Genomic DNA, 24,099 nt, shown 5'->3' on the forward strand with positions numbered 1-24,099 from the left:
AGCGCGCCTCCACGGTCGGGCAGGGCGGTGCAGCTGCCGCAAGCGCTCAGCCAAGCGCAACGCGGCGGCCGCGCCGGCACTCATGTACCAATAAATATTGCGCACGTGCTTCGGTGATCGACGGGTTGTCGTCGATCAGGCCACTTGTGGCGCTTTTGTAACGGGGGCTTGCCACCTTCTTCGCGTAGTTGAGCGGGAACGTGGCGTTGGAGCGCCAGTATCAGTTGGTGCCGATCGTCCACATGTCATCTTGCCGCCCAGTACGCCGTCCGCGAACGCAGTGGCGCCGTTGGGACCAGGTGACCATCGTTGAGGTCCATGGTGTCGTAGCGCATCGCCAGCTATCACAGGCCCGAGGCCGGCTCGTTCGGCAGTGGAGTGGTCGGCACGCCGGCCTTACGCTCGGGTCGTAACCGGCGGCCCACTCAAAATTTCCTGGGCCCTTGACACTGAGCAGCAGTTCGGCGCGACGGGTGCTGAATTCGGAATTGTCGCCATTGGAGCCGATCGGGCTGTTGAGGGCTCGCATATCGTTGTGGGACCAATTGCCGCCGTCGGCCTGGACCAAGCTATCCAACGAGATCTCCGAGCCGCCGATCACATCAATGGCGGTTTCAGCCTGGGCGGCGGGCGCGGCCAATGCCAGCAGCACGGCGGAGCCGAGCAGGGTAGAAGGAAGTTTCAAGTGTGCCTTGCGGCCTGAAAAAGTGAGTGCAGGCTATAGTGTGAAATTTTCGTTAATACGGCAACTTCGCGTCGCTCGGCCCATCAGGCCCTGTGCGCGCACCACTTGCGCAGGCGCGTTCTAAATTGTTAGCTTCGAGGCTATGCTTCTTCGATTATTCCACTCGCTGTTAGTCTGCCTGTTCGCGCTTACCGCGTGGTCGGCAGCCAATGCGCACACGCGCATCCATGATGCGTTTGTGGGCGAGGGCATGGCAGTGATGGTCGATGCTGGCGAACAACGCGATGCAGCAGACAATCTTCAGGACGACGCAGACGCACAGACCGAGGTCGATACACATCCTGCAGACGACATCCCCTTGCTTTCCCAAGCGTGGTTGATGTTCGCTTGGTATTCCCCCTGTTGGTACGCGCACTACGCGCCGGCATCTCAAAAACGCGACCTGATCCCGCAACTGCGCCCTCCTAACGCACTGCGCGCCTGATCGTCCGTTTGTCGCGTCAACCGGTGCTGCGCACCGGATCCTTTTAATTTTTTCGTCTTTGCCATTCGCGGTTTGCGACGCGGATGGCACCGTATTGCCTAGAGCGTGTTATGAACTTTGAAAGAGGGTGGCTGCATTTCCAAGCATCAGGATCGTGAAGACGACGAAGTGCAAACCGGCCAAGGTTTCCGGCAATCGCTCGTAGTCGCGTGCCAGCCGTCTGAAACGATTGGCCCATCCGAAGCTGCGCTCGACAACCCAACGGCGCGGCAGCAAGACAAAGCCTTTTTTCGCTTCTTGCAGCTTGATCACTTGCAACTCAATGCCTTCTTCCGTGGCCGCCTGCGCCGGTTCTTGACCGGTGTAGCCCTGATCAACAAAGGCGATCTTGACCGTTTCACCGGTCACGTGTTGTACCTCTTGTGCCAACGATCGGACTTGCGCGCGCTCCTGCTCATTAGCCGGCGTCACCTGGACAGCGAGCAGATGTCCAAGCGTATCGACGGCCATGTGTACCTTGCTGCCTTTCTTGCGTTTATAGCCATCGTATCCAGCACGCGGCCCGCTTTCGCAGGTGGACTGCAGCGTGCGAGCATCGAAAATGACCGCGCTCGGCTGGCCTTTTTTCCCTTGCGCCACACGCAAGAGTGAGCGTAGATCACTGACCATGGCCTCAAAGCAGCCCGCTTGCAGCCAGCGCTGTGTTTGCTGATACACCGCTTCCCAGGGCGGAAAATCGTTGGGAAGCAATCGCCATGGTGCGCCGGCGCGCGCGATCCACCGCAGTGCGTTGAACATCGCGCGTAGCTCATACTTGCGCTGCGGTGCCTGCACATCCATCAGCGTCAAATAGGGAGCCGCAAAGGCCCATTCTTCGTCCGAAATATCGGTGGAATAAGGCTTACGAGGCTTCATCCGTATACGTTAGCGTGACAAGGGCAAAGTTCATAACACGCTCTAAAGGTATCTCTCATGAAAAGTTTGCTAGAAGGTTTTCGTCATTTCCGCAAGGAAGTGTATCCGCGCCAGAGTGCGCGTTTTCAGGAACTGGCCGGCGGCCAAAGTCCGCACACCCTGTTCATTACCTGCGCCGATTCGCGCGTCATGCCGGAACTGATTTTCTCCGCGCAGCCCGGCGAATTGTTCGTCTATCGCAACATCGGCAATGTGGTGCGGCCTTACTCCCAGCACGTCAGTGGCGTGGTTGCAGCGATTGAATACGCCATCGCGGTACTGGGCGTGCGCCACATCGTGATCTGCGGTCATACCGACTGCGGCGCGATGAAGGCTGTGCTCAAGCCGGAATCGTTGGAAGACGTTCCTTCTGTGGCAGCGTGGCTCAAGCACACCGATGCAGCGCGTCATGTCACTGCCCATCACGGGCACGATCCGCACAGTCAGGAAGCGCTGAGCTGCATGACCGAAGAGAACGTGGTCTCGCAGCTGGACCATCTGCGTGCGCAGCCGGTGGTTGCAGCACGTCTTGCTGCAGGCACCTTGCGTATCCACGGCTGGATCTACGACATCGCCCATGGCGAGATCAGCGCCTTCGATGCCGAGAAGGGGGGCTTCCGTCCGTTATTGGCGGACGACACCCCCGAAGCCACCCCACGTCCGCGACTGCAGCAAGTCGCGCGCGCCGAACTCGCCTGACGGAGCCGATCATGAATGCATCAGATATCGGCGGATATTTCCGTCAGGGACTGTTCGGGCGCGATTTGTTGTCGTCTGTCGTGGTCTTTCTCGTCGCGCTCCCGTTGTGCATGGGTATTGCGATCGCATCCGGCATGCCGCCGGCCACAGGCCTGATCACCGGCATCATCGGCGGACTGCTCGTTGGCTTTCTGGCGGGCTCTCCTTTTCAGGTGAGCGGGCCGGCCGCCGGCCTGGCCGTGTTGGTGTTCGAACTGGTGCGTGAGCACGGCGTCGCCGTGCTCGGGCCGGTGATCCTGGTCGCTGGTGCGATCCAGTTGGTGGCCGGCCTGTGCCGGGCAGGTGTGTGGTTCCGAATGACATCGCCGGCCGTGGTGGCCGGCATGTTGTCGGGTATCGGCATCCTGATCGTGGCCTCGCAGGCGCACGTGTTGATGGATGCCGCCCCCAAGGCGCGCGGTCTGGAAAACTTCGCTGCATTGCCGGCCGTGTTATGGCAGGCGATCACCGAGGGCACCGGCCGCACCGCATTATTTGTGGGTCTGGCCACCATCGGCATCATCGTGGCGTGGGACACGCTGCGTCCGCAGCGTCTGCGGTCCCTGCCGGGTGCATTGATCGCGGTGGTCGTGGTCACAGCAACCGTGCAGCTGCAGGGTGTGAACGTCAACAAGGTCGATGTTCCGGCCAACCTGTTCTCTGCGATCACCATCCTCAGCTTCTCCGACATCTTTGGCGTATTCAACGCCACATTGTTGGTGTCTGCGGTGACCTTTGCCTTTATCGCCAGCGCCGAAACGCTGCTATCGGCGGCGGCGGTGGATCGTATGCATCAGGGCGCACGGACGCAGTACGACCGTGAGCTGGCGGCGCAGGGCGTGGGCAACATGCTGTGCGGTTTTCTGGGTGCCTTGCCGATGACCGGCGTGATCGTGCGCAGTGCGGCCAATGTGCAGGCCGGTGCGGCAACGCGCATGTCTACCATCCTTCATGGCAGCTGGTTGCTGGTGTTCGCCTTGCTTGTGCCGTGGCTGTTGCGGATGACGCCGGTGGCGTGTCTGGCTGGTATCCTGGTCTACACGGGCGTGAAGATGATCAAGATCGGGCAGGTCAAGGAGCTGGCGACCTATGGTCGTGGCACTGCGGCGATTTACCTGGCGACCACCTTTGCGATCGTGGCAACCGACCTGCTGACCGGTGTGCTGATCGGTTTTGGTCTGTCGCTGTTCCGTCTTGCGCTGCATTCCTCGCGTTTGAAGGTGCACGTGAGTGAGCACGCGGACAAGAAGGACGAGATGCATCTGACCCTGCAGGGTTCGGCAACGTTCCTGAAGGTGCCGGCGATGGCGCGTACGCTGGAAAGCGTGCCGCCGAACACCGCACTGCATCTGGACGTGGCCAAGCTGCACCATGTTGATCATGCCTGCATCGAGTTGTTGCGCGACTGGAGCCGGAATGCGGCCTCGCGCGGGTGCGAGCTGGTGGTGGACTGGAAAGAGTTGGATCGACGCGTCGAAGGTCAACCGACGCTGGAAAACGCGCTGGTCGAACAGCGCGTCGAGCAAGCGAAGGCTGCGTAACCTACTGATGCATGGCCCCGAAAGACGTATTGCCCGGTCGCGATTTTTCGATGGTCGGGAATCGGGAATCGGGAATCGTGAACCGCAAAAGCCCGGCTCGGCGTTAGCCGATGCGATGTGCCTAAAAAGCTCACGGCTGTGCGCTGCGCAGTCGTTGTGATGACCTTCCAGATCGTATCAGCCACGTTGAGTTGTCGGCCGTTCGAAGGGCGAAACGGTCTTGTCGCGATAGCGGCATAGATCGTGGATCACGCAGCCCGGGCAATCCGGTTTGCGTGCCTTGCATACGTAGCGGCCGTGCAGAATCAGCCAGTGGTGTGCGTCGTGCAAAAACTCGGCGGGAATGACCTTCACCAGTTTGTCTTCGACCGCGCGCACGTCTTTGCCCGGTGCAAGGCCGGTACGATTGGAGACGCGAAAGATATGCGTGTCCACTGCCATGGTGGGTTCGCCGAACGCAGTATTGAGCACCACGTTTGCGGTCTTGCGGCCCACGCCAGGCAACGCTTCCAGCGCAGTGCGGTCGTGCGGCACTTCGCCACCGTATTGCTCCAGCAGAATGCGGCAAGTGGCGATGACGTTTTTGGCCTTGGCGTTGAATAAACCGATGGTGGCGATGTAGCGCTTCAGGCCTTCTTCGCCGAGATCGAGAATGTCGCGCGGCGTATTGGCCACGGGATACAGCTTGCGGGTGGCTTTATTGACGCCGACATCCGTGGCCTGCGCCGAGAGCAGAACGGCGATCAATAACTCGAACGGCGTGGTGTATTCCAGTTCGGTGGTCGGGTGTGGATTGAGTTCGCGCAGGCGCGCGAACATTTCCTGTATTTCCGGTTTTCGCATGCTGCTGCCGCGACGTGCCGGCGGGGTCGACGTTGTCGCGTTCATGGCTGCGCTCCACCGGCGGCCTTGGCCTTGGCACGCGCGAGGATGGCAGCAGCCAGCGGCGGCAGCGCAGGCGCCGCTGGTTGGCTTGGTGCGGGCGCGGGTGTGCGGCCGGCATCGCGTTCGGCAGCACGGCGTTGCAGGCGCGCAGCGCGCGCGCGATAACGTTCGCGTGCGGCCCAGGCGTCGTGTAGACGCTGTTGTGCAGCGAGCAACACAGCGCACACATGCGGGCAGGTTGCGTCCAGCGCGTCGTGGTGCGGATCGGGCAGGTAATCCATTAGACCTAGTGCCAATGCGCGATCGAGATCGTCTGCTTGCACGCAGTCGAATAATTGCAGCGGCAGTGGGCGCGGTGCCGGTGTGGAGTCGAGCGTCATGGCGATGATCGGCGATTGCGGAACTGGGCGGGCGCTTATCGAGAAACGGGCGGGTACCTTCGCACATGTCGTCGCTGGCGAACAGCAGCGCAAATTCCGCTGTTTCCAGCTGCAATCCTTCTTCGATCGCGCACTGGCCGCCGAACACCACCGCGTCCAGAATGCCGCCCAGGGCCAGTGGTGCGGCGGCAGCCAGACGCTGAGCCAACCGCCAGGGTGTCTGCCTGCAATGCCTCTGGCTCGAGGACACGATGGACCAGGCCCGGCTGCAGCGCGCGCGCTGCATCAATCCGCATGCCGAGCAGGCACAGCTCCAACGCTACGGCGCGTCCGGTCAGGCGCAGCAGGCGCTTGGTGCCGCCGGAGCCAGGGATCACGGCTGAATTGATTTCCGGCTGTCCCAGCCATGCGGTTGCCGCTGCGATGCGCAGATGGCAGGCCATTGCCAGCTCCAATCCGTCGCAGAGCGCAACGCCGTTGACCATCGCGATCACCGGCTTGGGCATGCGTTCGATCCGGCGCATCAGCTGCTAGTTCAGCAAACAGAATTTGCGGCCCTGCATCGCCGAAAGGTCGCCCATTTCAGCGATGTCTACGCTGGCGCCGGAGGCCTTTGGGCCGGCGCCGGTGAGAATCGCTGCGCGCACCTCGTCGTCCGAGGCTGCCGCTTCCAGAAAGGCTTGGTTCAGCGCATGCATAATTTCCCGGTTCAAGCAAGCGTTCAGTTTGTCCGGCCGGTTGACCGTCATCGTGCGCACACTGGCTCGGTAGGCAATCAGACTGACGTGAAATGACGTGATTGGACACGGAAATCTTTGAGAACGTAAAAAATTAGTAAATACGGAACGTCCGAAAGCCTTGCGGTTCCTAGCTTTCGCGATAAGTAGCGGTTCCGCATCGCGGCCGCTATCCTAGCCCGTCATCTCAGGCGGCAGATCCGTCCTGTGCCCCCACCCTGGAGAATTGTTTGATGAAGTTGCGTTCTATTGCGGTCGCCGTGGCGGCCCTGGCCCTGACGGGCAATGCACTGGCCCAGGACACGACGTCCGAAAAGACTAACTTGAGCTACTACTTCGGCTATGAGTACGGTACCAACATTGCCGAGCTTACCGGCCGCGGCGAACAGATCGACATCAACTCGGTGGTAAAGGGTCTGCAGGACGCCTATGCCAAGAAGAAGCCGGCGGTCACTGCCGACCAGCTCAAGCCGGTGGTCGAAGCGTTCCAGAAGCGTGAGCAGGGCCGCGCCCAGCAGGCCAAGGCCGAATACGACAAGGCCGCTGCTGCCAACAAAACCAAGAGCGACCAGTTCCTGGCCAAAAACAAGGGCACCGCTGGCGTGCAGACGCTGCCGAGCGGCGTGCAGTATCGCGTGATCGAAGCGGGCAAAGGTGCCAAGCCGACTCAGGCCAGCACCGTGCAGCTGGAAGTGGCAGGCCCGTTCCCCTTCGGAGACCGCGAGAAGGCACGTCCGGCGCAGCAGATCCCGGCCATCAAGGTCAGCGAAGTGGAAATGCAGGCCATGCGCGACACGCTGCTGCAGATGCCGACCGGTTCCAAGTGGGAGGTGACCCTGCCGCCTGAGAAGGCCTACGGTGCCGACCCGCGTACCCCGTTTCCGCCGAACGTGGCTGTGCAGTTCGAGATCAAGCTGGTCAGCGTCAAGTAATTGCGTCTGATGTTGCTGTGACAACGCCGGCCACCAAGCCGGCGTTGTCGTTTTGGTCCACTGATTGCCTGGTTTGTCTGAAGAAATTGATGAGACGACGCGGCAGCTGCAGGAGCGGGCGATGACCGATACCAAGTCAGGTTGCAACACTGGTGTGCTGCCCAGCCCGTGTATCGGTGTATGTTCTTTGGACGCGCAGTCGCACTGTGTCGGCTGCCTGCGTAGCCTGGATGAAATTGCACGCTGGATGAGCATGAGCGACGCCGAACGCCGGGAGTATCTGCACACGGTCCTGCCTGCACGCGCCTTGACCGCGCGGCTGCCGGAATATATGCAGCTGCGGCGCGCGCTGTATCCATTGGATACCCCGCCGGACGGGCCGGGCTGGAACCATGCCGAACTGATCGACCTCACCGAAGGCGGCGCGTCTGCCGAAGCGGCCGTGCTGTGCGGCCTGGTAGCGCGCGAACACGGCACCATGGTGCTGCTGACCCGGCGCACCGAAAGCCTGCGTCATCACGCCGGGCAGGTCAGCTTCCCGGGCGGGCGCATGGAGCCGTACGATGCCGATGCGGCCGCTGCCGCGTTACGCGAGAGCTGCGAGGAAATCGCACTGAGCGCACAGCATGTGCATGCGATGGGCTACCTGGATCCGTTTCTGACCGTCAGTGGATTTCGGGTCACGCCGGTCGTGGCGGTGATCGACCCGGCGTTCGTGGCAGTGCCGCAACCAGACGAGGTGGCCGATGTGTTCGAAGTGCCGCTGGCCTACCTGATGGACCCGGACAATTTGCGCAGCGTGGAGCTGGAATTTCACGGCCGGCCCCGCCGCGTCCTCGAATACGACTGGCCGGGGCATCGCATCTGGGGCGCCACTGCGGCCATTCTTCTCAATCTTCGTCGTCGCCTGGAGCAGGTTGCATGAGCGCCGATCCGAACTGGACCACACTGGTCGATAGCGCCACCTTGGCGGCCATGCTGCGGCATCCGCATGTGCGTCTGCTGGACGCGCGCGCTGCGCCGCCGACCGCACCGGACCCGGATGCGGCACGCAAGGCTTACGCGAAGGGGCATTTGCCCGGCGCGTATTACGCCAATCTCGACCACGATCTGGCCGATCTGTCGCGGTCTGCACAGGGGCGGCATCCGTTGCCGCACAGCGAAACGTTCGCGCAGCGCCTGGGCGAGTGGGGCATCGATCCGGACCACCAGGTGGTGGTCTACGACGCGGGCGATGGCAGCATGGCGGCGGCGCGTGCGTGGTGGATGCTGCGGCTGATGGGACATCGTCGCGTGGCGGTGCTGGATGGTGGATTGGCCGCCTGGCGCGTTGCCGGATTGCCGGAGAGCACCGAGCAACCTGACGTAAGCGACAGTCCCGCCTATCCCGCTTGCTTCGACACCGATGCCGTGGTGGACGCCGAGCAGATTCTGGCGCGACTGCAGCAGGCGCCTGGCTGGCTGCTGGATGCGCGGGCCGGCGAGCGCTTTCGCGGCGAGATCGAACCGATCGATCCGGTGGCCGGGCATGTGCCGGGTGCGGTGAATCGCCCTCTGGGTCTGAGCATCCGCGATGGCCGCTTCAAGCCGGCAGACGAACTGCGCACCGAGCTGTCTGCGCTGCTTGGCGCGTATCGACCCGAGCAGGCGGTGGTGATGTGCGGATCGGGCGTCACTGCCTGCCATCTGCTGCTGGCCCTGGAAGTGGCGGGGTTGTGTGGCGCGCGCGTTTACGCTGGTTCCTGGAGCGGTTGGTTGCAGGACCCGGCGCGTCCGGTCGCGACCGCTCCCTGATTGCGGGCACAATAGCCGAAGGAGCGGTGACCTGTGGGGACGCAGGGTCGCTGCGCGGAGCGCAGTTTATTGCAGTGCTGGGTGACTCATGCGGTTGCAGTTACAAATCGGCGTTCTTTGCGTCGCGACGTGGTTGATGGCTGCCTGTTCGGCGGGGTCGACCGCGGGCGTCAACGATGCGCGTATCGCCGGTCGTGGACAAAGCGATGAGCACGCGGCGTATCAGGTCGAGCTGGAGCGCGCGCGTGCACAACGACTGACGCGTTTGCGCGCACCCGATGGTTGGTTGAGCTATACCGGCTCCGGTCGCGTGCGTGCGGGCCATTACCAGGTGGGCAGCGATCCGCACAGTGATATCGTGCTGCCAGCCGGCCCTGCGCAATTGGGGCAGCTGACGCTGGATGCCGACGGTCGCGTGCAGTTCCAGGCCGGGGCCGGTACGTCGGTGACCTTGAACGGGCAGCGCGTCGATCGTGAGCGGCTGGAACCAGAGCGGGCAGGGCAGCGCGGCGATCGCCTGGACGTGGACGGCCGGCAGTTCTATCTGGTGCAGACCGGCAGCGTGTACGGATGGCGTTTCCGCGATCCCGCAGCACCGGCGCTGACGCAATTCGATGGGTTGGAATACTTCCCGAGCGATCCGCGGTGGCGCATCCAGGCGCAGTGGCATCCCTATTCGACGCCACGCACAACGACCTTGTTGACCTCGATCGGTACGCCGCTCACGGTCGATGTGCCAGGTGAGGCGGTGTTCTCGCGCAATAGCCATGAATATCGCTTGCAGCCGCTAATGCAGGAGGATGGGAACGGTTTGTTTTTCCTGTTTGCCGATCGCACCAGCGGCAAGGAAAGTTTTGGCGGCGCACGCTATCTCTACACCGCATTGCCGCACGATGGCCACGTCGTGCTTGATTTCAATCTGGCCGAAAATCCGCCGTGCGCATTGACGCCGCATGTGGTCTGCCCAATCGCACCGCCTAAAAACCGGCTGGATGTAGCGGTGACTGCCGGCGAGAAGACCTATCGCGCGGCGGAGCGTTGAGCACTCTGCAAACCCGGAAAGACATGCATTGCGCATAGCGATCTGCCCAAATATCCAGTGCAGCCAACAACGCTAACCTACTTGCTTGGCGGCTACTGCAGTCGTTCGAGGGCAGTGCGCTTAGGTGCTCCATCAACGCTGCGCTCTGAGGGCAAACACAGTGTTGGGTGTTGGTGCTGAGCAGAATCGCTTCGATCTTTTGCCTGCGGCTCGCGTCGCGGCCAGCAGACATCGCTTGCCTGCTCAGTCGCTGTGCAGTCGTCGAAAAGAAATTCTCAGCGCGGCGTATGCGACCAGCTCACCGCAGCTTCAATCCGCGGCCACGGAAACAGCGGGCCGGGATCGAGTTTGCGTTGAATCTTGCGCGCTGGATCGTCGCTCGCCGCTTCCTGGGTGATATCCAGTGCCTGATGGCCGGCGATGCTGCGTACCGACGGAAGCTGCTGTTGCAACCATTGCAGCAGCGTGATCAGTCCGGCGATCTGCGCCTCAGGATACGGCTCGGTCATGACTTGATGGCGCGAGTCCAGCCAATGCGGGTAACGGCCGCTATTGACCAGCTCGATGCCCAGCGTGTGCGGGTTGTGGCCGCGCACATGATGCGCAACGCGCTCCAGCGCAATGTAGTGCTGGATGCTGCCGTTGCGGTCGATATAGTAATGCCCGCTGTTGCCGGTGCCGCTGTCGTAGAGCACGCGCTCGCCGTATTCGCGCGCCATCGCCATATCCGGCAATTCGGTGCAATGGATGACCACCATGTCGATCTGGGTGAGCGCGCGTCGCGCCAACCGTGATTCGTAGGACAACGGTGCGTAGGTGATCGGTGGCGACGGCAGGACGGCATCGGACATGGGGCGGATGCTAGCATTCGACGATGGCTTTGAATCCCGACAGCCCTTTGGGCAAATTTATGGCGACGCTGCCGCGGACCGGTCAGGTGACCTGGATCGGTGTGCGTCCGGCGCGCGACGTGGAGATGCTGGAGGTGGATGCGGCGCAGGCCACCACTGGCATTGGATTGGTGGGAGACCGCTACAAAGGCGGCAGCGGCAAGCGCGGCGTGACCTTGATCCAGGCCGAGCACCTTCCGGTGATCGCGGCGCTGGCGGGGTATGCGGCGATCGCGCCGGCCACGCTGCGACGCAATCTGGTGGTGTCCGGCATTGCGCTGATCGCTCTGAAAGGGCGGCGGTTTCGCATTGGCGATGTCGAGCTGGAAGGCACCGCTCCCTGCGACCCGTGCTCGCGTATGGAAGCTGCGCTGGGCGCGGGCGGCTACAACGCGATGTGCGGCCATGGTGGGCTGTGCGCGCGCATTCTGCGCGGCGGCGTGTTGCGCATCGGCGATACGGTGCAGGCGCTATGAGTCGCGGTCATTGCATCCTCTCGCATGGCTTCAAAAGTAGCCCAGGCGCACTGAAAGTCACCGCATTGGCTAACGTTGCCGAGCAGTTGGGCTGGACCCACGAGCGCCCCGATTACACCGACCTGGATGCGCGCTGCGCGGTGAGCACGCTCGGGGATGTGCCTGGCCGGCTGCAACGCCTGCTCGAGATCGCGCGCGCGGCGGCCGACAAGGGGCCGCTGGTGCTGGTCGGCTCCAGCCTGGGCGCGTATATCGCCGGGTTGGTATCACTACAGGTGCCAACGCGCGGGTTGTTCCTGATGGTGCCGCCGCCCACGATGGGCCCATTGCCTGCGCTGGATGCGGCGCCGGTGCCGATTTCGATCGTGCATGCCTGGCGCGATGAGCTGATTCCTGCCGCCGACGTGATCGCTTGGGCGCAGCCGCGCGGAGCACGCTTGCTGCTGGTCGATGACGAGCATCGTCTGGCGTTGCACGTGGATGCCTCGGCGCGCGCGTTTGCCGAACTATTGCAGAGCCTGTGATGCGCCTGCACCCGACCGACTATTGCGTGCGGGATTGCCGATGGATGTGCTGATTCGCGAAGCGACCGAAGGCGATGCAGCTGCCATCGACATCCTGACGATGGTCGCGTTCATGCGCGCCGAACACAGCCGCCACGATGAGCAGTACGTGATTGCGGCCTTGCGCGATGAAGGCGCCCTGGCGTTGTCGCTGGTGGCAGATCACGACGGCTATGTGGTGGGCCATCTGGCGGTGTCGGCGGTGTCGCTGTCGGATGATTCGCCCGGCTGGTATGCGCTGGGGCCGCTGGCGGTCGGCCCTGGACATCAAAGGCAGGGCCTGGGCACCCGATTGGTCCAGGCGGCGCTGGCCAGCTTGCGCGAGCGCGGCGCAGCCGGCTGTCTGGCGCTTGGTGAGCCGGCGTTTTTCAGGCGCCTGGGCTTTGCGGCCGAACCGGGCTTGGTAGTGCCCAACGTCCCGATATCGGAGCTGCAGGCGCTCGCATTCGGTGACCGACTGCTGCCGCTGGCCGATGTGGCATACCACCCGGCATTCGGCTTGAGCTGAGCGTGTGGCAAGCGCGTTCACTGCTTTAGCGCAGTTCCGGCAGCCGTGCTTCGTCTGGCATCGTGCATTCCGACGTCCGTTTTTCTCGCGGAAATTAAGATGAAAATTCAAAACGAACTCGTGGACCAGGCCACTTCTCCTGACCTTAATCGACTGATTTCCCATGGCACCGGTGCCGAGCAGGACTACGCTGCGTTACTGGAATCCATTAAGGCACGTCTGCGTGAGGCCGGCGACCTTCCCGATGCGACGGTCGACCAGCAAATTCGCTTGCTCAAAGAATTGTCGGCTTTCGAGCTTGGCCGGTTCCTGATCGCCAATCGTGGATTGAACGCGTACTGGACACATCAGTTGGTGACCTACCGCCCTGGAACTGTGCCGCAAGGGTCGGTTCCGGATCTTGAATATACCTTCTACGAGAAACTACCGGCGGTGCTCGCAACCCGCGAGCGTTTCGGGATTTTCCGCCAGCAACTGCAAGCGTTGCTACGGCCTGGCCTGACCCTGGCATCGGTTCCTTGCGGATGGATGGGGGAATTGTTGCTGCTCGATTATGCGCAGCATCCGGATACCACGTTGATAGGCATCGATCTGGATCCAATGGCGCTGGAGGGAGCGGCCCAACTCGCGGCAGAACGCGGACTGGCCGAGCGGTTGTCGCTGCATCGCGCCGACGCATGGGCTCCTGGCCTGAAAGCCAGCGTCGATGTGTTGACCAGCAATGGTCTCAATATCTATGAACCCGACGATGCGCGCGTGACTGCACTGTATCGCGGGTTTTTCGAGATGGTGAAGCCTGGGGGCTCGCTGGTTACCAGTTTCCTGACTCCACCAGCAGCGTTGTCGGATCAATCGCCGTCGGCGTCAACGCAAATCGATCAGGAAACGTTGTCGCTTCAATATCTCATATTCGTGCGCCTGATCGATGCGAAATGGAGCGCATTTCGAACCCATGCGCAGACGTTGCAGCAACTGGAGGATGCCGGTTTTTCCGACATCCGGTTCATCGATGATCGCACCTGCATGTTTCCGACCGTCATTGCGCAAAAGCCCCTTTGACACGTGTCGGAAAAGTTTGCGGGCCGGGTTGCTGCGTGTCGCTGCAGCAGGTGGAACGGTGCGGCTACGCTGACGTGCTGGTCCTGATTGTCACGCTGCCGCTCCTGTCGCGGTTTGGCCGACGGCTGCGCACGGATACCACGCAGGCACGCTGCCAGCGGGCGGCGGGATGAACCACCGATAGGCAATCGGGACGACGGGCTGGTAAAGCCGGCCGCGATGGCCGACCATTTGCGCCCGCCCGTGGCGGCACGGCATTGCCTTCCAAGGCGCCGGCCCGCCGTCCTGCTCTCACGCTCGCCACCGCGGCCAGCGTCTCCACCGACACCTGCCGACGTGAAATTCTTCGCATCCTGTGCCAAGGGCCTGGAATACCTGCTTGCCGACGAGCTGCTGTCGCTCGGTGTCAGCAAGGCCACCGCCACCATCTCCGGCGTTAACGTCGAAGGCGAATTATGCGATGCGCTGCGCGCGGTCATGTGGTCGCGCCTGGCCAGCCGCGTGCTGTGGCCGCTGACCGAGTTCGATTGCCCGGACGAGGATGCGCTGTACGCGGGTGTCGCTGAACTGCCGTGGCACGAGCACCTGTCTGTCGGCCACACGCTGTCGGTGGACGCGCATGTCTCCGGTACCGCGATCACGCACGCCCGTTACGCGGCGCAGCGCATCAAGGACGCCGTGGTCGACACCATGCGCCGGCAGGGGCTGGAACGCCCCTCGGTAGACGTGGAGAGTCCGGACCTGCGTCTGAACTTGTCGCTGCGCAAAGGCCGCGCCACCATCTCGGTGGATCTGGGCGGTGGCCCGCTGCATCGGCGCGGCTGGCGCATGGCGCAGAACGAGGCGCCGTTGAAGGAAAACCTGGCCGCAGCCGTACTGCTGCGCGCCGGCTGGCCGCGCGCTTACGCCAATGGCGGTGGCCTGCTGGATCCGATGTGCGGCAGCGGCACCTTGTTGATCGAAGGTGCGTTGATGGCCGCCAATGTCGCGCCCGGTCTGCAGCGCTACGGCAGCGATATCCCCAGCTGCTGGCGCGGCTTCGACCGCGAGAGCTGGCAGCAATTGGTGAGCGAAGCGCGCGAACGCGATAGCCTCGGCCGCGCTGCGCTCAAGCAGGTCATCCACGGCAGCGACATGGACCCGCACGCGATCCGCGCGGCCAAGGAAAACGCCCAGGTGGCCGGGGTGGCCGAGGCGATCTGGTTCGGCGTGCGCGAGGTGGGCGATCTGCAGACCCCACCGCAGGCTACGGGCGTGGTGGTGTGCAATCCACCCTACGACGAGCGCCTGGCGGCCGATGCAGCGCTGTATCGCCGCCTGGGCGATGCCTTGCAGCGCACCGTGCCGCAGTGGCGGGCCAGCCTGTTGTGCGGCAATGCCGAATTGTCCTATGCAACGGGCCTGCGTGCGGGCAAGAAATACCAGTTGTTTAATGGTGCGATTGAGTGTGCGTTGATCGTCTGCGACCCGATCGCGGTGCCGCGCCGCACCCCATTGGCCGCGCCGATCGCGCTCAGCGAAGGCGCGCAGATGGTCGCCAACCGCGTGCGCAAGAATCTGCAGAAATTCAAGAAATGGCGCGCGCGCGAAGGCATCGAATGCTTCCGAGCCTATGACGCCGATCTGCCGGAATATTCCGCCGCCATCGACGTGTATCAGGAAGCCGACGGCGCGCGTCGGGTGTTTGTGCATGTGCAGGAGTACGCCGCGCCAGCGACGATTCCGGAAGCCGATGTGCGCCGCCGTCTTACCGAATTGCTGGCCGCCACACGCGAGGTGTTTGAGGTGCCGGCCGAGCAGGTTGCGCTGAAATCGCGCGAGCGTGGCAAGGGCGGCAGCAAGTACGGCCGCTTCGAGCAGCGCAACGAGTTCATCAACGTGCGCGAGCACGGTGCGTTGCTGCGGGTGAACCTGTTCGATTATCTGGACACCGGGCTGTTCCTGGACCACCGCCCACTGCGCGGCACCATCGCCACGCAGTCCAAGGGGCGGCGCTTGCTCAATCTGTTCTGCTACACCGGCGTGGCCAGCGTGGAAGCGGCGGTGGCCGGTGCGACCTCCACCACCAGCGTGGATCTGTCCGGCACCTATTTGCAGTGGTGCGCCGACAACATGGCCTTGAACGGCCAAGCCGGCGTGCGCCACACGCTCGTGCAAGCTGATGCATTGGCCTGGCTGCAAGCCGAGCGCGCGCACTTTGACGTGATCTTCTGCGACCCGCCGACCTTCTCCAACTCTGCGCGCGCGGAAGACTTCGATATCCAGCGCGAGCACGTTCGCTTGTTGCGCCTGGCAGTTGCGCGTCTGGCACCGGGTGGCGTGTTGTACTTCTCCAACAACTTCCGTCGCTTCAAGCTGGATGAGGAAATGCTGGCCGAGTTCGCGCACTGCGAGGAAATCAGTCCGCGCACCATCGACCCGGATTTCGAGCGGCATGCGCGTATCCACCGTGCGTGGCGGTTGACGGCTTGAGGTAAACCCAGGTCGCGTCTGACCGACTGGTGTGCGCAGTTGCGATGTCGGTAACGCCCGCGTTCGCCTGGCTGCCGTGCGTCAGTGCGTCAGTGCGTCAGTCGCGCTTGATCGCGCAGGCGCGATCGCAGCCGCGCGTGCCAGGGCAGGGTGCGGCCGCAACAAGGCCACCACGGGGCTGCGGTATGCTGGTTCGCACGCTTTGGAGTCAACGATGACCGCACCGCCTCGCATCGCCTTTCTCGCCAGTCCCGCCGAGCCGGCAGTGGCCGCGCGCGCGCGCCTTGTGCAGCGCTACGGCGATCATTCGCTGGACACCGCCGACATCGTCTGCGCCCTGGGTGGGGACGGGTTCATGCTGCAGACCCTGCATCGGCATGGTGCCGCCGATAAGCCGGTGTTCGGCATGAAGCTGGGCTCGGTCGGGTTTCTGATGAACCAGTACCGCGACGATCAAGACGACTTGCTCGCGCGCCTGCAACGTGCAGGCCCGGCCCATCTGCGCCCGCTGGAAATGCTGGTGCTGACCGAATCCGGCGCCAGTGCCGGTTCGTTGGCCTACAACGAGGTCTCACTGTTGCGGCAGACCCGTCAGGCCGCGCATCTGAGCGTGAATCTCAACGGCCAGACCCGCATCGCCGAGCTGATTGGCGACGGCGTGATGGTCGCCACGCCGGCCGGCAGCACCGCCTACAACTACTCCGCGCACGGACCGATTTTGCCGCTGGGCTCGTATACCTTGGCGCTGACGCCGATCGCACCGTATCGCCCGCGTCGCTGGCGTGGTGCCATCCTCAAGGCCGATACAGAAGTGCGCTTCCGCGTGTTGGACCCATACAAGCGCCCGGTCAGTGTCACCGCCGATTCGCACGAAATCCGCGACGTGGTCGAAGTGACCATTCGCGAGTCCACCGAACGTCAGGTCACGCTGTTGTTCGACCCCGAACACAATTTGGAAGAGCGCATTTTCAGCGAACAGTTTGCCGTGTGATTGGAACGGGATTTGGGAGTGGGGATTGGTAACATCGCGAGCGCGGCATGAGGTCGGCGAGAGCGCGCGCCGACCCGGTGCGATGCGGCGCAAGTCATCCAATCCCGAATTTCAAATCCCCAATCCCTGCTCCAACTCAATCCCAATGCCAATCTCCAATGCCAATCTCCAATGCCAAATCCTGGCTCCACAATGACTGACAACCCGCCAAGGTTATTGACCGTCGCGGTGACCTCGCGCGCCCTGTTCGATCTTGAAGAAGGCCATGCGCTGTTCGAGGCCGATGGGGTGGAGGCATATTCGGCGTTTCAGCGCGAGCACGAAGACGACATTCTCGAGCCCGGCGTGGCATTCCCGGTGGTGCGCAAGCTGTTGGCACTCAACCACGATGTGCCCGAAGAGAGCCCGCGTGTGGAAGTGATTCTGCTGTCGCGCAATTCCGCCGATACCGGCTTGCGTATTTTCAATTCGATCCAGCACTACAACCTGGGCATCGTGCGTGCCACCTTCACTTCAGGCGAGCCGACCTGGCCGTACGTGAAGCCGTTCGGCACCGATCTGTTGCTGTCGGCCAATCCGGAGTCGGTGCGCCGCGCGCTCACGCATGGCATCGCGGCGGCGACCATCATGCCGCGCGCACCGGGCGAACGCGCTGAGGCTGCAGCGGCGATCGTTGACAGCCACGAAAGCCGCTTGTCCACACAGCTGCGCATTGCCTTCGACGGCGACGCGGTGATCTTCGGTGACGAGAGCGAACGCATCTCGCGCGAGCATGGCGTGGAGGCGTTCGGACGCCACGAGCGCGAGCGTGCACGCGAGCCGTTGTCGGTGGGGCCGTTCCGCAATTTCCTCCGGGCGTTGCACACGCTGCAGGCGGCATTCCCGCCCGGCGAGGCCTCGCCGATTCGCACCGCGCTGGTCACCGCGCGTTCGGCACCGGCGCATGAGCGGGTGATCCGCACCTTGCGCGAATGGGGTGTGCGTCTGGATGAGGCATTGTTCCTCGGCGGCCGGCACAAGGGGCCGTTTCTGGAAGCCTTCGGCGCGGACATCTTCTTTGACGATTCGCAGCACAACATCGACAGTGCGCGCCAACATCAGCATGTAGCGGCCGGTCATGTGCCGCATGGCGTGGCCAATGATCCGCCAAACAGATGACTGACGCATCCAGGACGCTGGCGTTGTGCGATGCCTTCGCCGCGCCGCTCACTGTAGGTGGTTGACGCTGGGCACGGCATGGATCGATCAATCAATCGATCGACTAAGGAACCTCTGAACAACGCACTTCAAATGCGCGACACTACACACCTACGTTGAGGAGTCATCCATGCAACTGACGTTCGGTGACGCTGAAGGTTTGGGCAAGCGCAAGCAGACTCGCCGCGAGATCTTCCTGGCCGAGATGGAGCAGGTGGTTCCGTGGAGGCATTTGCTCGGACTGATCGCGCCGCACTATCCGGTGTCGGGGCGGCCTGGTCGACAGCCGTACGCACTGGCGACGATGTTGCGGATTCATTTGCTGCAGCAGTGGTATGCGTTGAGCGATCCGGCGATGGAAGAAGCGTTGCACGAGATCCGGACCTTGCGCCGTTTTGCCCGGCTCGTCGGTTTGGACAATGTTCCCGACGAGACCACGATTCTCAACTTTCGCCGCTTGCTGGAAACCCATGGCCTTGCAGCGCGGATGCTGGAGGCCGTCAACGCGGATCTGGTGCGCAAGGGTCAGAGCCTGCGGTCCGGCACGATCGTCGATGCAACCCTGATCGCTGCGCCCAGTTCGACCAAGAACACCGACCGCGCGCGCGACCCTGAAATGCATCAGACCAAGAAAGGCAATCAGTGGTATTTCGGGATGAAGGCACACATCGGCGTGGATGAGTTTTCCGGGCTGGTGCACTACGTCCGTTGTACGGCTGCCAATGTGGCCGATGTCACGGTGACCCACGCATTGCTGCACGGCAAAGAAGACAGTGTGTTCGGCGACAGCGGCTACACCGGTGCGGACAAACGCGAAGAACTGCAGACCTGCAAGGCTGGTTTTTTCATTGCCGCCAAGCGTTCGACGATTCAAGCCATTGGCAACAAACGCGAGCGCCGCCAGGAAGAACGTTGGGAATACTTCAAAGCAAGTGTGCGTGCGAAGGTGGAGCATCCATTCCGCGTGATCAAACGCCAGTTTGGCTACACCAAGGTCCGCTATCGCGGCTTGGCCAAGAACACCGCGCATGTGCTGACCCTGTTCGCACTATCCAATCTGTGGATGGTGCGCCGGCAGTTGCTGCCGGCCAGGGGATAATGCTGTCTGGCGCCAGCCAACGCCGCAAGAAACCGTAGAAATCGTATCGTACGCATCAACTCTGTGCGCTATTGGCACGCAGCAGGCTCGAATTTTAGAGGTCTGGTGCGTTGTTCAGACCTTCCCTAACGTGGCCGCTGTCTGCCGTCTGCGTCACTGGACGACTTCGCGTTAAATTTTGCTGGTTACTTTCCAGGCCGCTTTGATCGATGAGCGATCGTGGACGTTTCGGAGTCGCCAGCAAGCGCAGCGTTACGGTGCGGGCGGATTGCCGGTATCTGCCAGCGGCAACCGGATATCGGTCAGCCGCCAATCTAGGCCTTGCCGGGTCAGCACAAACACCACTGGCGCCCCGGTCGCGGTACGCGTGGTGGCGGTGAACCGGCGCGTGGATTCGAAGCGCTGTTCGGCACCTTGCAGCGGCCGCGCGGGTGCCGGGGCTGCATAGGTATCCGGGCTGACGGTGTCGCCGATGACTCGATTCCACACGCTGTGGCCTTGCAGTAACGCACTGATGCCGACTGGGGTGACCAGCGTGTCCATGCCCGCGCCGCTGATGCCACTGGCAAGCTGCAATGCGAATCCGCCGAGCAAACTCGATTGCATGCTGCTGCCGGCCTGGCGAATCAGATAATCGTCCAGCTGCGCTTTGAGGTTGACCCGCAAGCTGGGGAAATCCACGTGGCGTTCCAGCTGTGTAGCGTCGCGATTGGCGAGCGCTTCGCTAATGCCGCGGATGGCCAGATACGGCCCGGCAACAACATAACTGCCCAGCAACAGCACGGCGATTACAGGTAATAGCAACCAGCGCTTTTTCATGGTTCGCATTGCCTTGCTGTTGATGGCAGGTCAGTCAGGTTGGCACGCCGTCGAGCGGTGCAACCACAGTGCTGCACACCGATTGCCGGCGCAGCACCGATCGCTGTCTGCTCCGCGCGCCGCATCAGAATTCAAGATCCAGCGCGGCGCAGAGATAGTCGACAAACGGCGCCAGCACCACCAGATCCGCCTCGATGGTCTGACGCAGGCGAGGCCCGGTCATGATGGCGTCGTCGAGATGGCGCAGATAGGCCCAGTTGCGATGCTTGAGATCGTCGATGAACTCGAAATCGTTGGGGAAGCCGCGGGGCGCGCGTACCAGCTTTTCGCTGTCGTCCATGGCGAACTTCCGGTGCAGCTTGGGATCGTGCGCGGCGGCCTTCCAGCTGCCGGGGTTGTCGAAGATGAACTGTCGCAGCTTGCGTTGGGTATCCGGCTCCGGATGCCACAGCCCCGCGCCGACAAAGCTCTCGCCCGGCTGCAGATGGATGTAAAACGACGGTGCCGGGACTTGGCGGCGGCGCGCATGGAACAGGCGCGCGCCCTGCCAGTTCTTGTACGGCGATTTGGCGTTGGAAAAGCGCGCATCGCGATAAATGCGAAACAACGCCCCCCCTGGGTCTTGGGATCGGCGCGATAGTGCGCGCTGACGTCGGCCAGCGCCGGCTGCAGGTCGGTGATGAGCTGCAGAAACGGCTGGCGCACGTGCGCCTCGTACCGATGCCGGTGGTCGTTGAACCAGGTCTTGTCGTTGTGGCCGGCCAGGGCGCGCAGGAACTTGAAGCTGGCGTCGGAAAAATAGCTGGTCATAGCGTGCGTTGGAGCTCCCAACCCCAGGCGGCGAGCTGATCAAGCAGGGCTTGTTTGGTAGCATCGGCGGAGTGAGCAAGCCGTAAATCCGCAATCTGCGCCTGGAATTGATCGAGCGTTACTTCGCCCAGGCCGCGGTCTTCGAGCAGACGCTGGCGGCGGTACACATTCCAGCGTTCCTGCTCCTCGAACGATAGTGTCTGCGGCCAGTTGCGCGCGCGGTAGCGGAACAGCAATTCGATCAAGCGCGGGTCGCGAAAGCGCGATTCCAGCGCGCCCAGTTCGGCCGGCGCGCTGGCGCGGACCTGCGCAAGCAAGCGCTTGTCGCCTTCGGCCAGGAAGCCGTCGTAGAGCGAGGCATCGGCATCGTTGACCGCCGCCGCAGCGGCGCGCTCATTGCCGTACACCTGGCGCACTTTCTCGGCCAGTTCAGGGCCGAGGTCGCGCAGACGCGCGGCTTTTGCCAGCACCACCTCGTGGTCGATGCCCAGGCGCGCAAAATCCGGTGCGCGCAGATGCTGCCAAGCCACAAGTGCCGGCGACTTGTTCAAGTGCACTTCTTTGAGCGCAATGCGTTGCTCGCCTTCGGGCAGATCGCTGGCGCGGATATACAGCCGGTCGACGATTTCGTCCGGGCTCAAGCGCAACAGCACCTCCGGATCGCCGTCCAGATCGAACACGATGACGCGGCTGTCGATGCGCGGATGGCGCGTCAACGGCAGCACTGCCGCTGCGCACAGGCGCGATGCGGGGTAGCGCTGCGAGATATGCAGCACCGGCTGCATCGCGATGACGCCCAGCAACGTTGCAGCAAAACGCTTGTCGCGCAGACGCAGCGCGTATTCCCACAATTTCGGCTGACATTGCTGAAATTTGCGCGCCAGGCCGATGGTGGCGTATACGTCAGACAACGCCTCGTGCGCATCGCCTTCGCGCACGCCGTTGGCATCGGCCAGGTGTTCGAGCTTGAACGAAGTGGCGCCGTCTTCGCGCTGCGGCCAGACGATGCCATCCGGGCGCAGGGCATGCACCAGCCGCAAAACGTCCAGCAGATCCCAGCGCGAATTGCCGCCGCGCCACTCGCGCTCGTACGGGTCGTAGAAATTGCGGAACAGGCCGCAGCGCACGAACTCGTCGTCGAAGCGGATCGAGTTGTAGCCCAGCGTGCAGGTCTGCGGGCGGCTCATTTGCTCGGCGATACGGGCGAAGGCTTCGGCCTCGGTGACGCCTTCGCGCAGCGCGTGTTGCGGGGTGATACCGGTGACCATGGTCGCGTAAGGGGAGGGCAGCAGATCGTCGGCCGGCTGCACGAAGAAACTGATCGGTTCTTCGATCACATGCAGTTGCGCATCGGTGCGCACGGCGGCGAACTGCGCGATGCGCGTGCGACGCGGATCCTGCCCGAAGGTTTCCAGGTCGTAAAAGAGAAAGCTTTCAGCCATGCGCTATCGAAATCCGAATCCGCGGAGCGCTGCGGGCGAGCGCCGCCAGTGTTGCCTAGTATCTCTCATCCGCGCGCCGGCACGCTGACGCGGCAGGTTCAATGCGCGCCTTCGAGCGGCTCCAGACGCGCATGCACGGCTGCTTCCAGCGCCGCCCAGTCGATGCGCGACAAATCGGTGTGCCCGCGCGTCGCCTCGTCCAGGATTTCGCGCTGGATATCGCTGCGCCTCAATACAATCGAATAGCGCGTGCGCAGAAAGGTCACCATCGTGTAATGCGGGACAAAGCGCGTGGGCCAGCGTGCCTGCAATTCCTGTTCGAGCGCGCGCTGCAACAGGAATTGCGGATCATCGACGCGGTCGCGCATTTCCAGATAGTTTTCCAGCGCCATCTGCTGGATGGCTGCCGCATCGTCGCGACGTGCGGCTTCGAACGCGGCAAACGCGCTGCCGAGGTCTGCGTGCGCATCCAGTTGTTCTGCCAATGCCACGCAATCTTCGAACGCGCAATTCATGCCCTGGCCGTGGAAGGGCACCATCGCGTGCGCGGCATCGCCAATCAGCAGGGCGCGTCCGTGCAGATGCCAGCGGTCCAGCGTCAGGGTGCCGAGCAGCCCGGGCGGATGTTCTTCCCAATGTTCCTTGAGCTGTGGGATCAGCGGCAATGCATCCGGGAAGTCGCACGCGAACAATGCCAACGCTTCATCGCTGGTGCGCGTGGTGGCAAAGCTCGGCTCGCCGGCGTTGGGCAGAAACAGCGTGACGGTGAAGGTGCCGCCGTCGTTGGGCAACGCGATGCACATGTAATGCCGGCGTGGCCAGATGTGCAGCGCATTGCCTTCGATGCGGAAACCGCCGCCGGGCAGCGGCGGAATTTCCAGCTCTTTGTACGAGTGGTCGAGAAATTCGGTGCGCTCGCCCAGTGGCGCTTTGCGTTGCATCGCCGCGCGTAATGCCGAGCCGGCGCCATCGCTGCCGATCAGGCTCTGAAAATGGATTTCATGCGGCTGGTCGTCGCGGTCATCGATGAAACGCGCGTAGCCGGCATCGAAATCCACGGTGTGCAGGCGGCGATAGAAATGCACGCGTGCGCCGGCTTGTTCGGCCAGATTGAGCAGGGCGACATTCAACGCGGCGCGGTGGATCGACCAGATCACTTCGCTGTCGTCGCGCCCGTAGCGCTGCAGCTGCGGCTCCCCCACAAGCGGATGCACCATGCGCCCGCGCATCATCACTGCCTTGGCCATCACCGCATCCTCGGCGCCAGCCTGGCGCAATGCGTGGCGGCCACGTTCGGCCAACGCCAGGTTGATCGAGCGGCCGGACTCGTAGCCCTTGATGCGCGGATCGCCGCGGCGCTCGTAGACAGTGACCTGCCAGCCGCGACGCGACAGCAGAATGGCCAGCAGGCAACCGGCCAAACCGGCACCGATCAGTGTCAAAGAACGAGGAGAAACTTGGTTCAATGCAGTATCCGGCAGCGCCGGACGCGGATGCCGGCGCAGATGGAGGGAGTGAAGCGGCTAGCGACGGCGTAAGCCGCAGTCAGCCAGGTGCGGGTGCGGAGTGTACGTCGGCGTGTAGCGGTTACGGCGACGCGC

Annotated in this window: 22 protein-coding genes and 3 pseudogenes; 15 read left to right on the plus strand and 10 right to left on the minus strand. The window is 62.9% G+C overall.

Features of this window, described 5'->3' with window-relative positions:
- Window positions 1-46: 46 nt before the first annotated feature.
- Window positions 47-685 (minus strand): annotated as a pseudogene (locus PD885_RS08775) (porin).
- Window positions 686-827: 142 nt separating this feature from the next.
- Between PD885_RS08775 and PD885_RS08780 the strand changes: the two are divergent.
- Window positions 828-1,169, plus strand: coding sequence for a hypothetical protein (locus PD885_RS08780; RefSeq protein WP_002804438.1), 342 nt, complete (start codon window positions 828-830; stop codon window positions 1,167-1,169).
- 108 nt (window positions 1,170-1,277) lie between these two features.
- Here the strand turns inward: PD885_RS08780 and PD885_RS08785 are convergent, their stop codons facing one another.
- The gene (locus PD885_RS08785) at window positions 1,278-2,084 is read right to left on the minus strand and encodes an IS5 family transposase (RefSeq protein WP_002802516.1); all 807 of its coding nucleotides are present in this window, start codon (window positions 2,082-2,084) and stop codon (window positions 1,278-1,280) included.
- 57 nt (window positions 2,085-2,141) lie between these two features.
- Here PD885_RS08785 and PD885_RS08790 point away from each other — a divergent pair, with 57 nt between their 5' ends.
- Together PD885_RS08790 and PD885_RS08795 are read left to right on the plus strand one after the other, a co-directional pair.
- Window positions 2,142-2,822 (plus strand): carbonic anhydrase, encoded by a 681-nt coding sequence (locus tag PD885_RS08790; protein ID WP_002804439.1) that lies wholly within the window; start codon window positions 2,142-2,144, stop codon window positions 2,820-2,822.
- Between the two features lie 11 nt (window positions 2,823-2,833).
- Complete coding sequence (locus PD885_RS08795) at window positions 2,834-4,402, plus strand: SulP family inorganic anion transporter (RefSeq protein ID WP_002804440.1); 1,569 nt, start codon at window positions 2,834-2,836, stop codon at window positions 4,400-4,402.
- A gap of 177 nt (window positions 4,403-4,579) precedes the next feature.
- On the opposite strand, the gene nth is transcribed toward PD885_RS08795, so the two are convergent.
- The 3 genes and pseudogenes from nth to PD885_RS08810 all read right to left on the minus strand — a co-directional run bounded on the left by nth (window position 4,580) and on the right by PD885_RS08810 (window position 6,416).
- On the minus strand, window positions 4,580-5,290 hold the full coding sequence (gene nth / locus PD885_RS08800) for an endonuclease III (protein WP_002804441.1): 711 nt from the start codon (window positions 5,288-5,290) through the stop codon (window positions 4,580-4,582).
- A complete protein-coding gene (locus PD885_RS08805; protein ID WP_002804442.1) occupies window positions 5,287-5,667 on the minus strand; it encodes a hypothetical protein in 381 nt (126 codons plus the stop codon). The genes nth and PD885_RS08805 overlap by 4 nt, the downstream gene beginning before the upstream one ends.
- Window positions 5,664-6,416 (minus strand): annotated as a pseudogene (locus PD885_RS08810) (enoyl-CoA hydratase-related protein). The gene PD885_RS08805 and the pseudogene PD885_RS08810 overlap by 4 nt, the downstream one beginning before the upstream one ends.
- Before the next feature lie 221 nt (window positions 6,417-6,637).
- Between PD885_RS08810 and PD885_RS08815 the strand changes: the two are divergent.
- From PD885_RS08815 to PD885_RS08830, 4 genes are all read left to right on the plus strand, one after another.
- On the plus strand, window positions 6,638-7,336 hold the full coding sequence (locus PD885_RS08815; protein WP_002804447.1) for an FKBP-type peptidyl-prolyl cis-trans isomerase N-terminal domain-containing protein: 699 nt from the start codon (window positions 6,638-6,640) through the stop codon (window positions 7,334-7,336).
- Between the two features lie 121 nt (window positions 7,337-7,457).
- A complete protein-coding gene (locus tag PD885_RS08820; protein WP_002804448.1) occupies window positions 7,458-8,261 on the plus strand; it encodes a CoA pyrophosphatase in 804 nt (267 codons plus the stop codon).
- Entirely contained in the window at window positions 8,258-9,130 is an 873-nt protein-coding gene (locus PD885_RS08825) for a sulfurtransferase (protein WP_002804449.1), read from the plus strand. Before PD885_RS08820 ends, PD885_RS08825 begins: the two co-directional genes overlap by 4 nt.
- An 88-nt stretch (window positions 9,131-9,218) precedes the next feature.
- A complete protein-coding gene (locus tag PD885_RS08830) occupies window positions 9,219-10,172 on the plus strand; it encodes a DUF1684 domain-containing protein (RefSeq protein WP_002804450.1) in 954 nt (317 codons plus the stop codon).
- Window positions 10,173-10,447: 275 nt separating this feature from the next.
- Here PD885_RS08830 and PD885_RS08835 read toward each other — a convergent pair whose 3' ends face one another.
- A complete protein-coding gene (locus PD885_RS08835) occupies window positions 10,448-11,023 on the minus strand; it encodes an N-acetylmuramoyl-L-alanine amidase (RefSeq protein WP_002804451.1) in 576 nt (191 codons plus the stop codon).
- 23 nt (window positions 11,024-11,046) lie between these two features.
- On the opposite strand from PD885_RS08835, the gene PD885_RS08840 reads away from it, so the two are divergent.
- The 8 genes from PD885_RS08840 to PD885_RS08875 all read left to right on the plus strand — a co-directional run bounded on the left by PD885_RS08840 (window position 11,047) and on the right by PD885_RS08875 (window position 19,427).
- A complete protein-coding gene (locus PD885_RS08840; protein WP_002804452.1) occupies window positions 11,047-11,538 on the plus strand; it encodes an MOSC domain-containing protein in 492 nt (163 codons plus the stop codon).
- Entirely contained in the window at window positions 11,535-12,062 is a 528-nt protein-coding gene (locus PD885_RS08845) for a YqiA/YcfP family alpha/beta fold hydrolase (RefSeq protein ID WP_002804454.1), read from the plus strand. The genes PD885_RS08840 and PD885_RS08845 overlap by 4 nt, the downstream gene beginning before the upstream one ends.
- 40 nt (window positions 12,063-12,102) lie before the next feature.
- Window positions 12,103-12,609: a GNAT family N-acetyltransferase gene (locus tag PD885_RS08850; protein WP_002804455.1), complete on the plus strand. Its 507-nt coding sequence runs from the start codon at window positions 12,103-12,105 to the stop codon at window positions 12,607-12,609.
- Between the two features lie 99 nt (window positions 12,610-12,708).
- Entirely contained in the window at window positions 12,709-13,668 is a 960-nt protein-coding gene (locus PD885_RS08855) for an SAM-dependent methyltransferase (protein ID WP_002804456.1), read from the plus strand.
- Between the two features lie 336 nt (window positions 13,669-14,004).
- On the plus strand, window positions 14,005-16,140 hold the full coding sequence (rlmKL, locus tag PD885_RS08860) for a bifunctional 23S rRNA (guanine(2069)-N(7))-methyltransferase RlmK/23S rRNA (guanine(2445)-N(2))-methyltransferase RlmL (RefSeq protein ID WP_002804457.1): 2,136 nt from the start codon (window positions 14,005-14,007) through the stop codon (window positions 16,138-16,140).
- 214 nt (window positions 16,141-16,354) lie between these two features.
- Complete coding sequence (locus tag PD885_RS08865) at window positions 16,355-17,131, plus strand: NAD kinase (RefSeq protein ID WP_002804459.1); 777 nt, start codon at window positions 16,355-16,357, stop codon at window positions 17,129-17,131.
- Window positions 17,132-17,323: 192 nt separating this feature from the next.
- Window positions 17,324-18,289, plus strand: coding sequence for a 5'-nucleotidase (locus tag PD885_RS08870; RefSeq protein ID WP_002804461.1), 966 nt, complete (start codon window positions 17,324-17,326; stop codon window positions 18,287-18,289).
- Between the two features lie 169 nt (window positions 18,290-18,458).
- Window positions 18,459-19,427, plus strand: a complete 969-nt coding sequence (locus tag PD885_RS08875; RefSeq protein WP_088056811.1) for an IS5 family transposase — start codon at window positions 18,459-18,461, stop codon at window positions 19,425-19,427.
- 252 nt (window positions 19,428-19,679) lie between these two features.
- On the opposite strand, the gene PD885_RS08880 is transcribed toward PD885_RS08875, so the two are convergent.
- From PD885_RS08880 to PD885_RS08895, 4 genes and pseudogenes are all read right to left on the minus strand, one after another.
- Complete coding sequence (locus PD885_RS08880) at window positions 19,680-20,246, minus strand: DUF2939 domain-containing protein (RefSeq protein ID WP_002804466.1); 567 nt, start codon at window positions 20,244-20,246, stop codon at window positions 19,680-19,682.
- 124 nt (window positions 20,247-20,370) lie between these two features.
- Window positions 20,371-21,056 (minus strand): annotated as a pseudogene (locus PD885_RS08885) (DUF2461 domain-containing protein).
- Window positions 21,053-22,498 (minus strand): exodeoxyribonuclease I, encoded by a 1,446-nt coding sequence (gene sbcB, locus PD885_RS08890; RefSeq protein WP_002804469.1) that lies wholly within the window; start codon window positions 22,496-22,498, stop codon window positions 21,053-21,055. The pseudogene PD885_RS08885 and the gene sbcB overlap by 4 nt, the downstream one beginning before the upstream one ends.
- 98 nt (window positions 22,499-22,596) lie before the next feature.
- Entirely contained in the window at window positions 22,597-23,964 is a 1,368-nt protein-coding gene (locus PD885_RS08895; RefSeq protein ID WP_002804470.1) for an FAD-dependent oxidoreductase, read from the minus strand.
- Window positions 23,965-24,099: the final 135 nt, after the last annotated feature.

The sequence above is a fragment of the Xanthomonas fragariae genome (genome assembly GCF_900183975.1).
In the GTDB taxonomy this organism is placed as follows: domain Bacteria; phylum Pseudomonadota; class Gammaproteobacteria; order Xanthomonadales; family Xanthomonadaceae; genus Xanthomonas; species Xanthomonas fragariae.

What these genes read in the sequence shown, in the direction of transcription:
- PD885_RS08845 (WP_002804454.1), top strand. Translation starts at nt 11,535, where the DNA reads ATGAGTCGCGGTCATTGCATCCTCTCGCATGGCTTCAAAAGTAGCCCA.
- PD885_RS08805 (WP_002804442.1), bottom strand. Translation starts at nt 5,667, where the DNA reads ATGACGCTCGACTCCACACCGGCACCGCGCCCACTGCCGCTGCAATTA.
- PD885_RS08815 (WP_002804447.1), top strand. Translation starts at nt 6,638, where the DNA reads ATGAAGTTGCGTTCTATTGCGGTCGCCGTGGCGGCCCTGGCCCTGACG.
- sbcB (WP_002804469.1), bottom strand. Translation starts at nt 22,498, where the DNA reads ATGGCTGAAAGCTTTCTCTTTTACGACCTGGAAACCTTCGGGCAGGAT.
- PD885_RS08790 (WP_002804439.1), top strand. Translation starts at nt 2,142, where the DNA reads ATGAAAAGTTTGCTAGAAGGTTTTCGTCATTTCCGCAAGGAAGTGTAT.
- PD885_RS08855 (WP_002804456.1), top strand. Translation starts at nt 12,709, where the DNA reads ATGAAAATTCAAAACGAACTCGTGGACCAGGCCACTTCTCCTGACCTT.
- PD885_RS08875 (WP_088056811.1), top strand. Translation starts at nt 18,459, where the DNA reads ATGCAACTGACGTTCGGTGACGCTGAAGGTTTGGGCAAGCGCAAGCAG.
- PD885_RS08880 (WP_002804466.1), bottom strand. Translation starts at nt 20,246, where the DNA reads ATGAAAAAGCGCTGGTTGCTATTACCTGTAATCGCCGTGCTGTTGCTG.
- PD885_RS08785 (WP_002802516.1), bottom strand. Translation starts at nt 2,084, where the DNA reads ATGAAGCCTCGTAAGCCTTATTCCACCGATATTTCGGACGAAGAATGG.
- nth (WP_002804441.1), bottom strand. Translation starts at nt 5,290, where the DNA reads ATGAACGCGACAACGTCGACCCCGCCGGCACGTCGCGGCAGCAGCATG.
- PD885_RS08850 (WP_002804455.1), top strand. Translation starts at nt 12,103, where the DNA reads ATGGATGTGCTGATTCGCGAAGCGACCGAAGGCGATGCAGCTGCCATC.
- PD885_RS08870 (WP_002804461.1), top strand. Translation starts at nt 17,324, where the DNA reads ATGACTGACAACCCGCCAAGGTTATTGACCGTCGCGGTGACCTCGCGC.
- PD885_RS08795 (WP_002804440.1), top strand. Translation starts at nt 2,834, where the DNA reads ATGAATGCATCAGATATCGGCGGATATTTCCGTCAGGGACTGTTCGGG.
- PD885_RS08840 (WP_002804452.1), top strand. Translation starts at nt 11,047, where the DNA reads ATGGCTTTGAATCCCGACAGCCCTTTGGGCAAATTTATGGCGACGCTG.
- PD885_RS08825 (WP_002804449.1), top strand. Translation starts at nt 8,258, where the DNA reads ATGAGCGCCGATCCGAACTGGACCACACTGGTCGATAGCGCCACCTTG.
- PD885_RS08820 (WP_002804448.1), top strand. Translation starts at nt 7,458, where the DNA reads ATGACCGATACCAAGTCAGGTTGCAACACTGGTGTGCTGCCCAGCCCG.
- PD885_RS08780 (WP_002804438.1), top strand. Translation starts at nt 828, where the DNA reads ATGCTTCTTCGATTATTCCACTCGCTGTTAGTCTGCCTGTTCGCGCTT.
- PD885_RS08830 (WP_002804450.1), top strand. Translation starts at nt 9,219, where the DNA reads ATGCGGTTGCAGTTACAAATCGGCGTTCTTTGCGTCGCGACGTGGTTG.
- PD885_RS08865 (WP_002804459.1), top strand. Translation starts at nt 16,355, where the DNA reads ATGACCGCACCGCCTCGCATCGCCTTTCTCGCCAGTCCCGCCGAGCCG.
- PD885_RS08835 (WP_002804451.1), bottom strand. Translation starts at nt 11,023, where the DNA reads ATGTCCGATGCCGTCCTGCCGTCGCCACCGATCACCTACGCACCGTTG.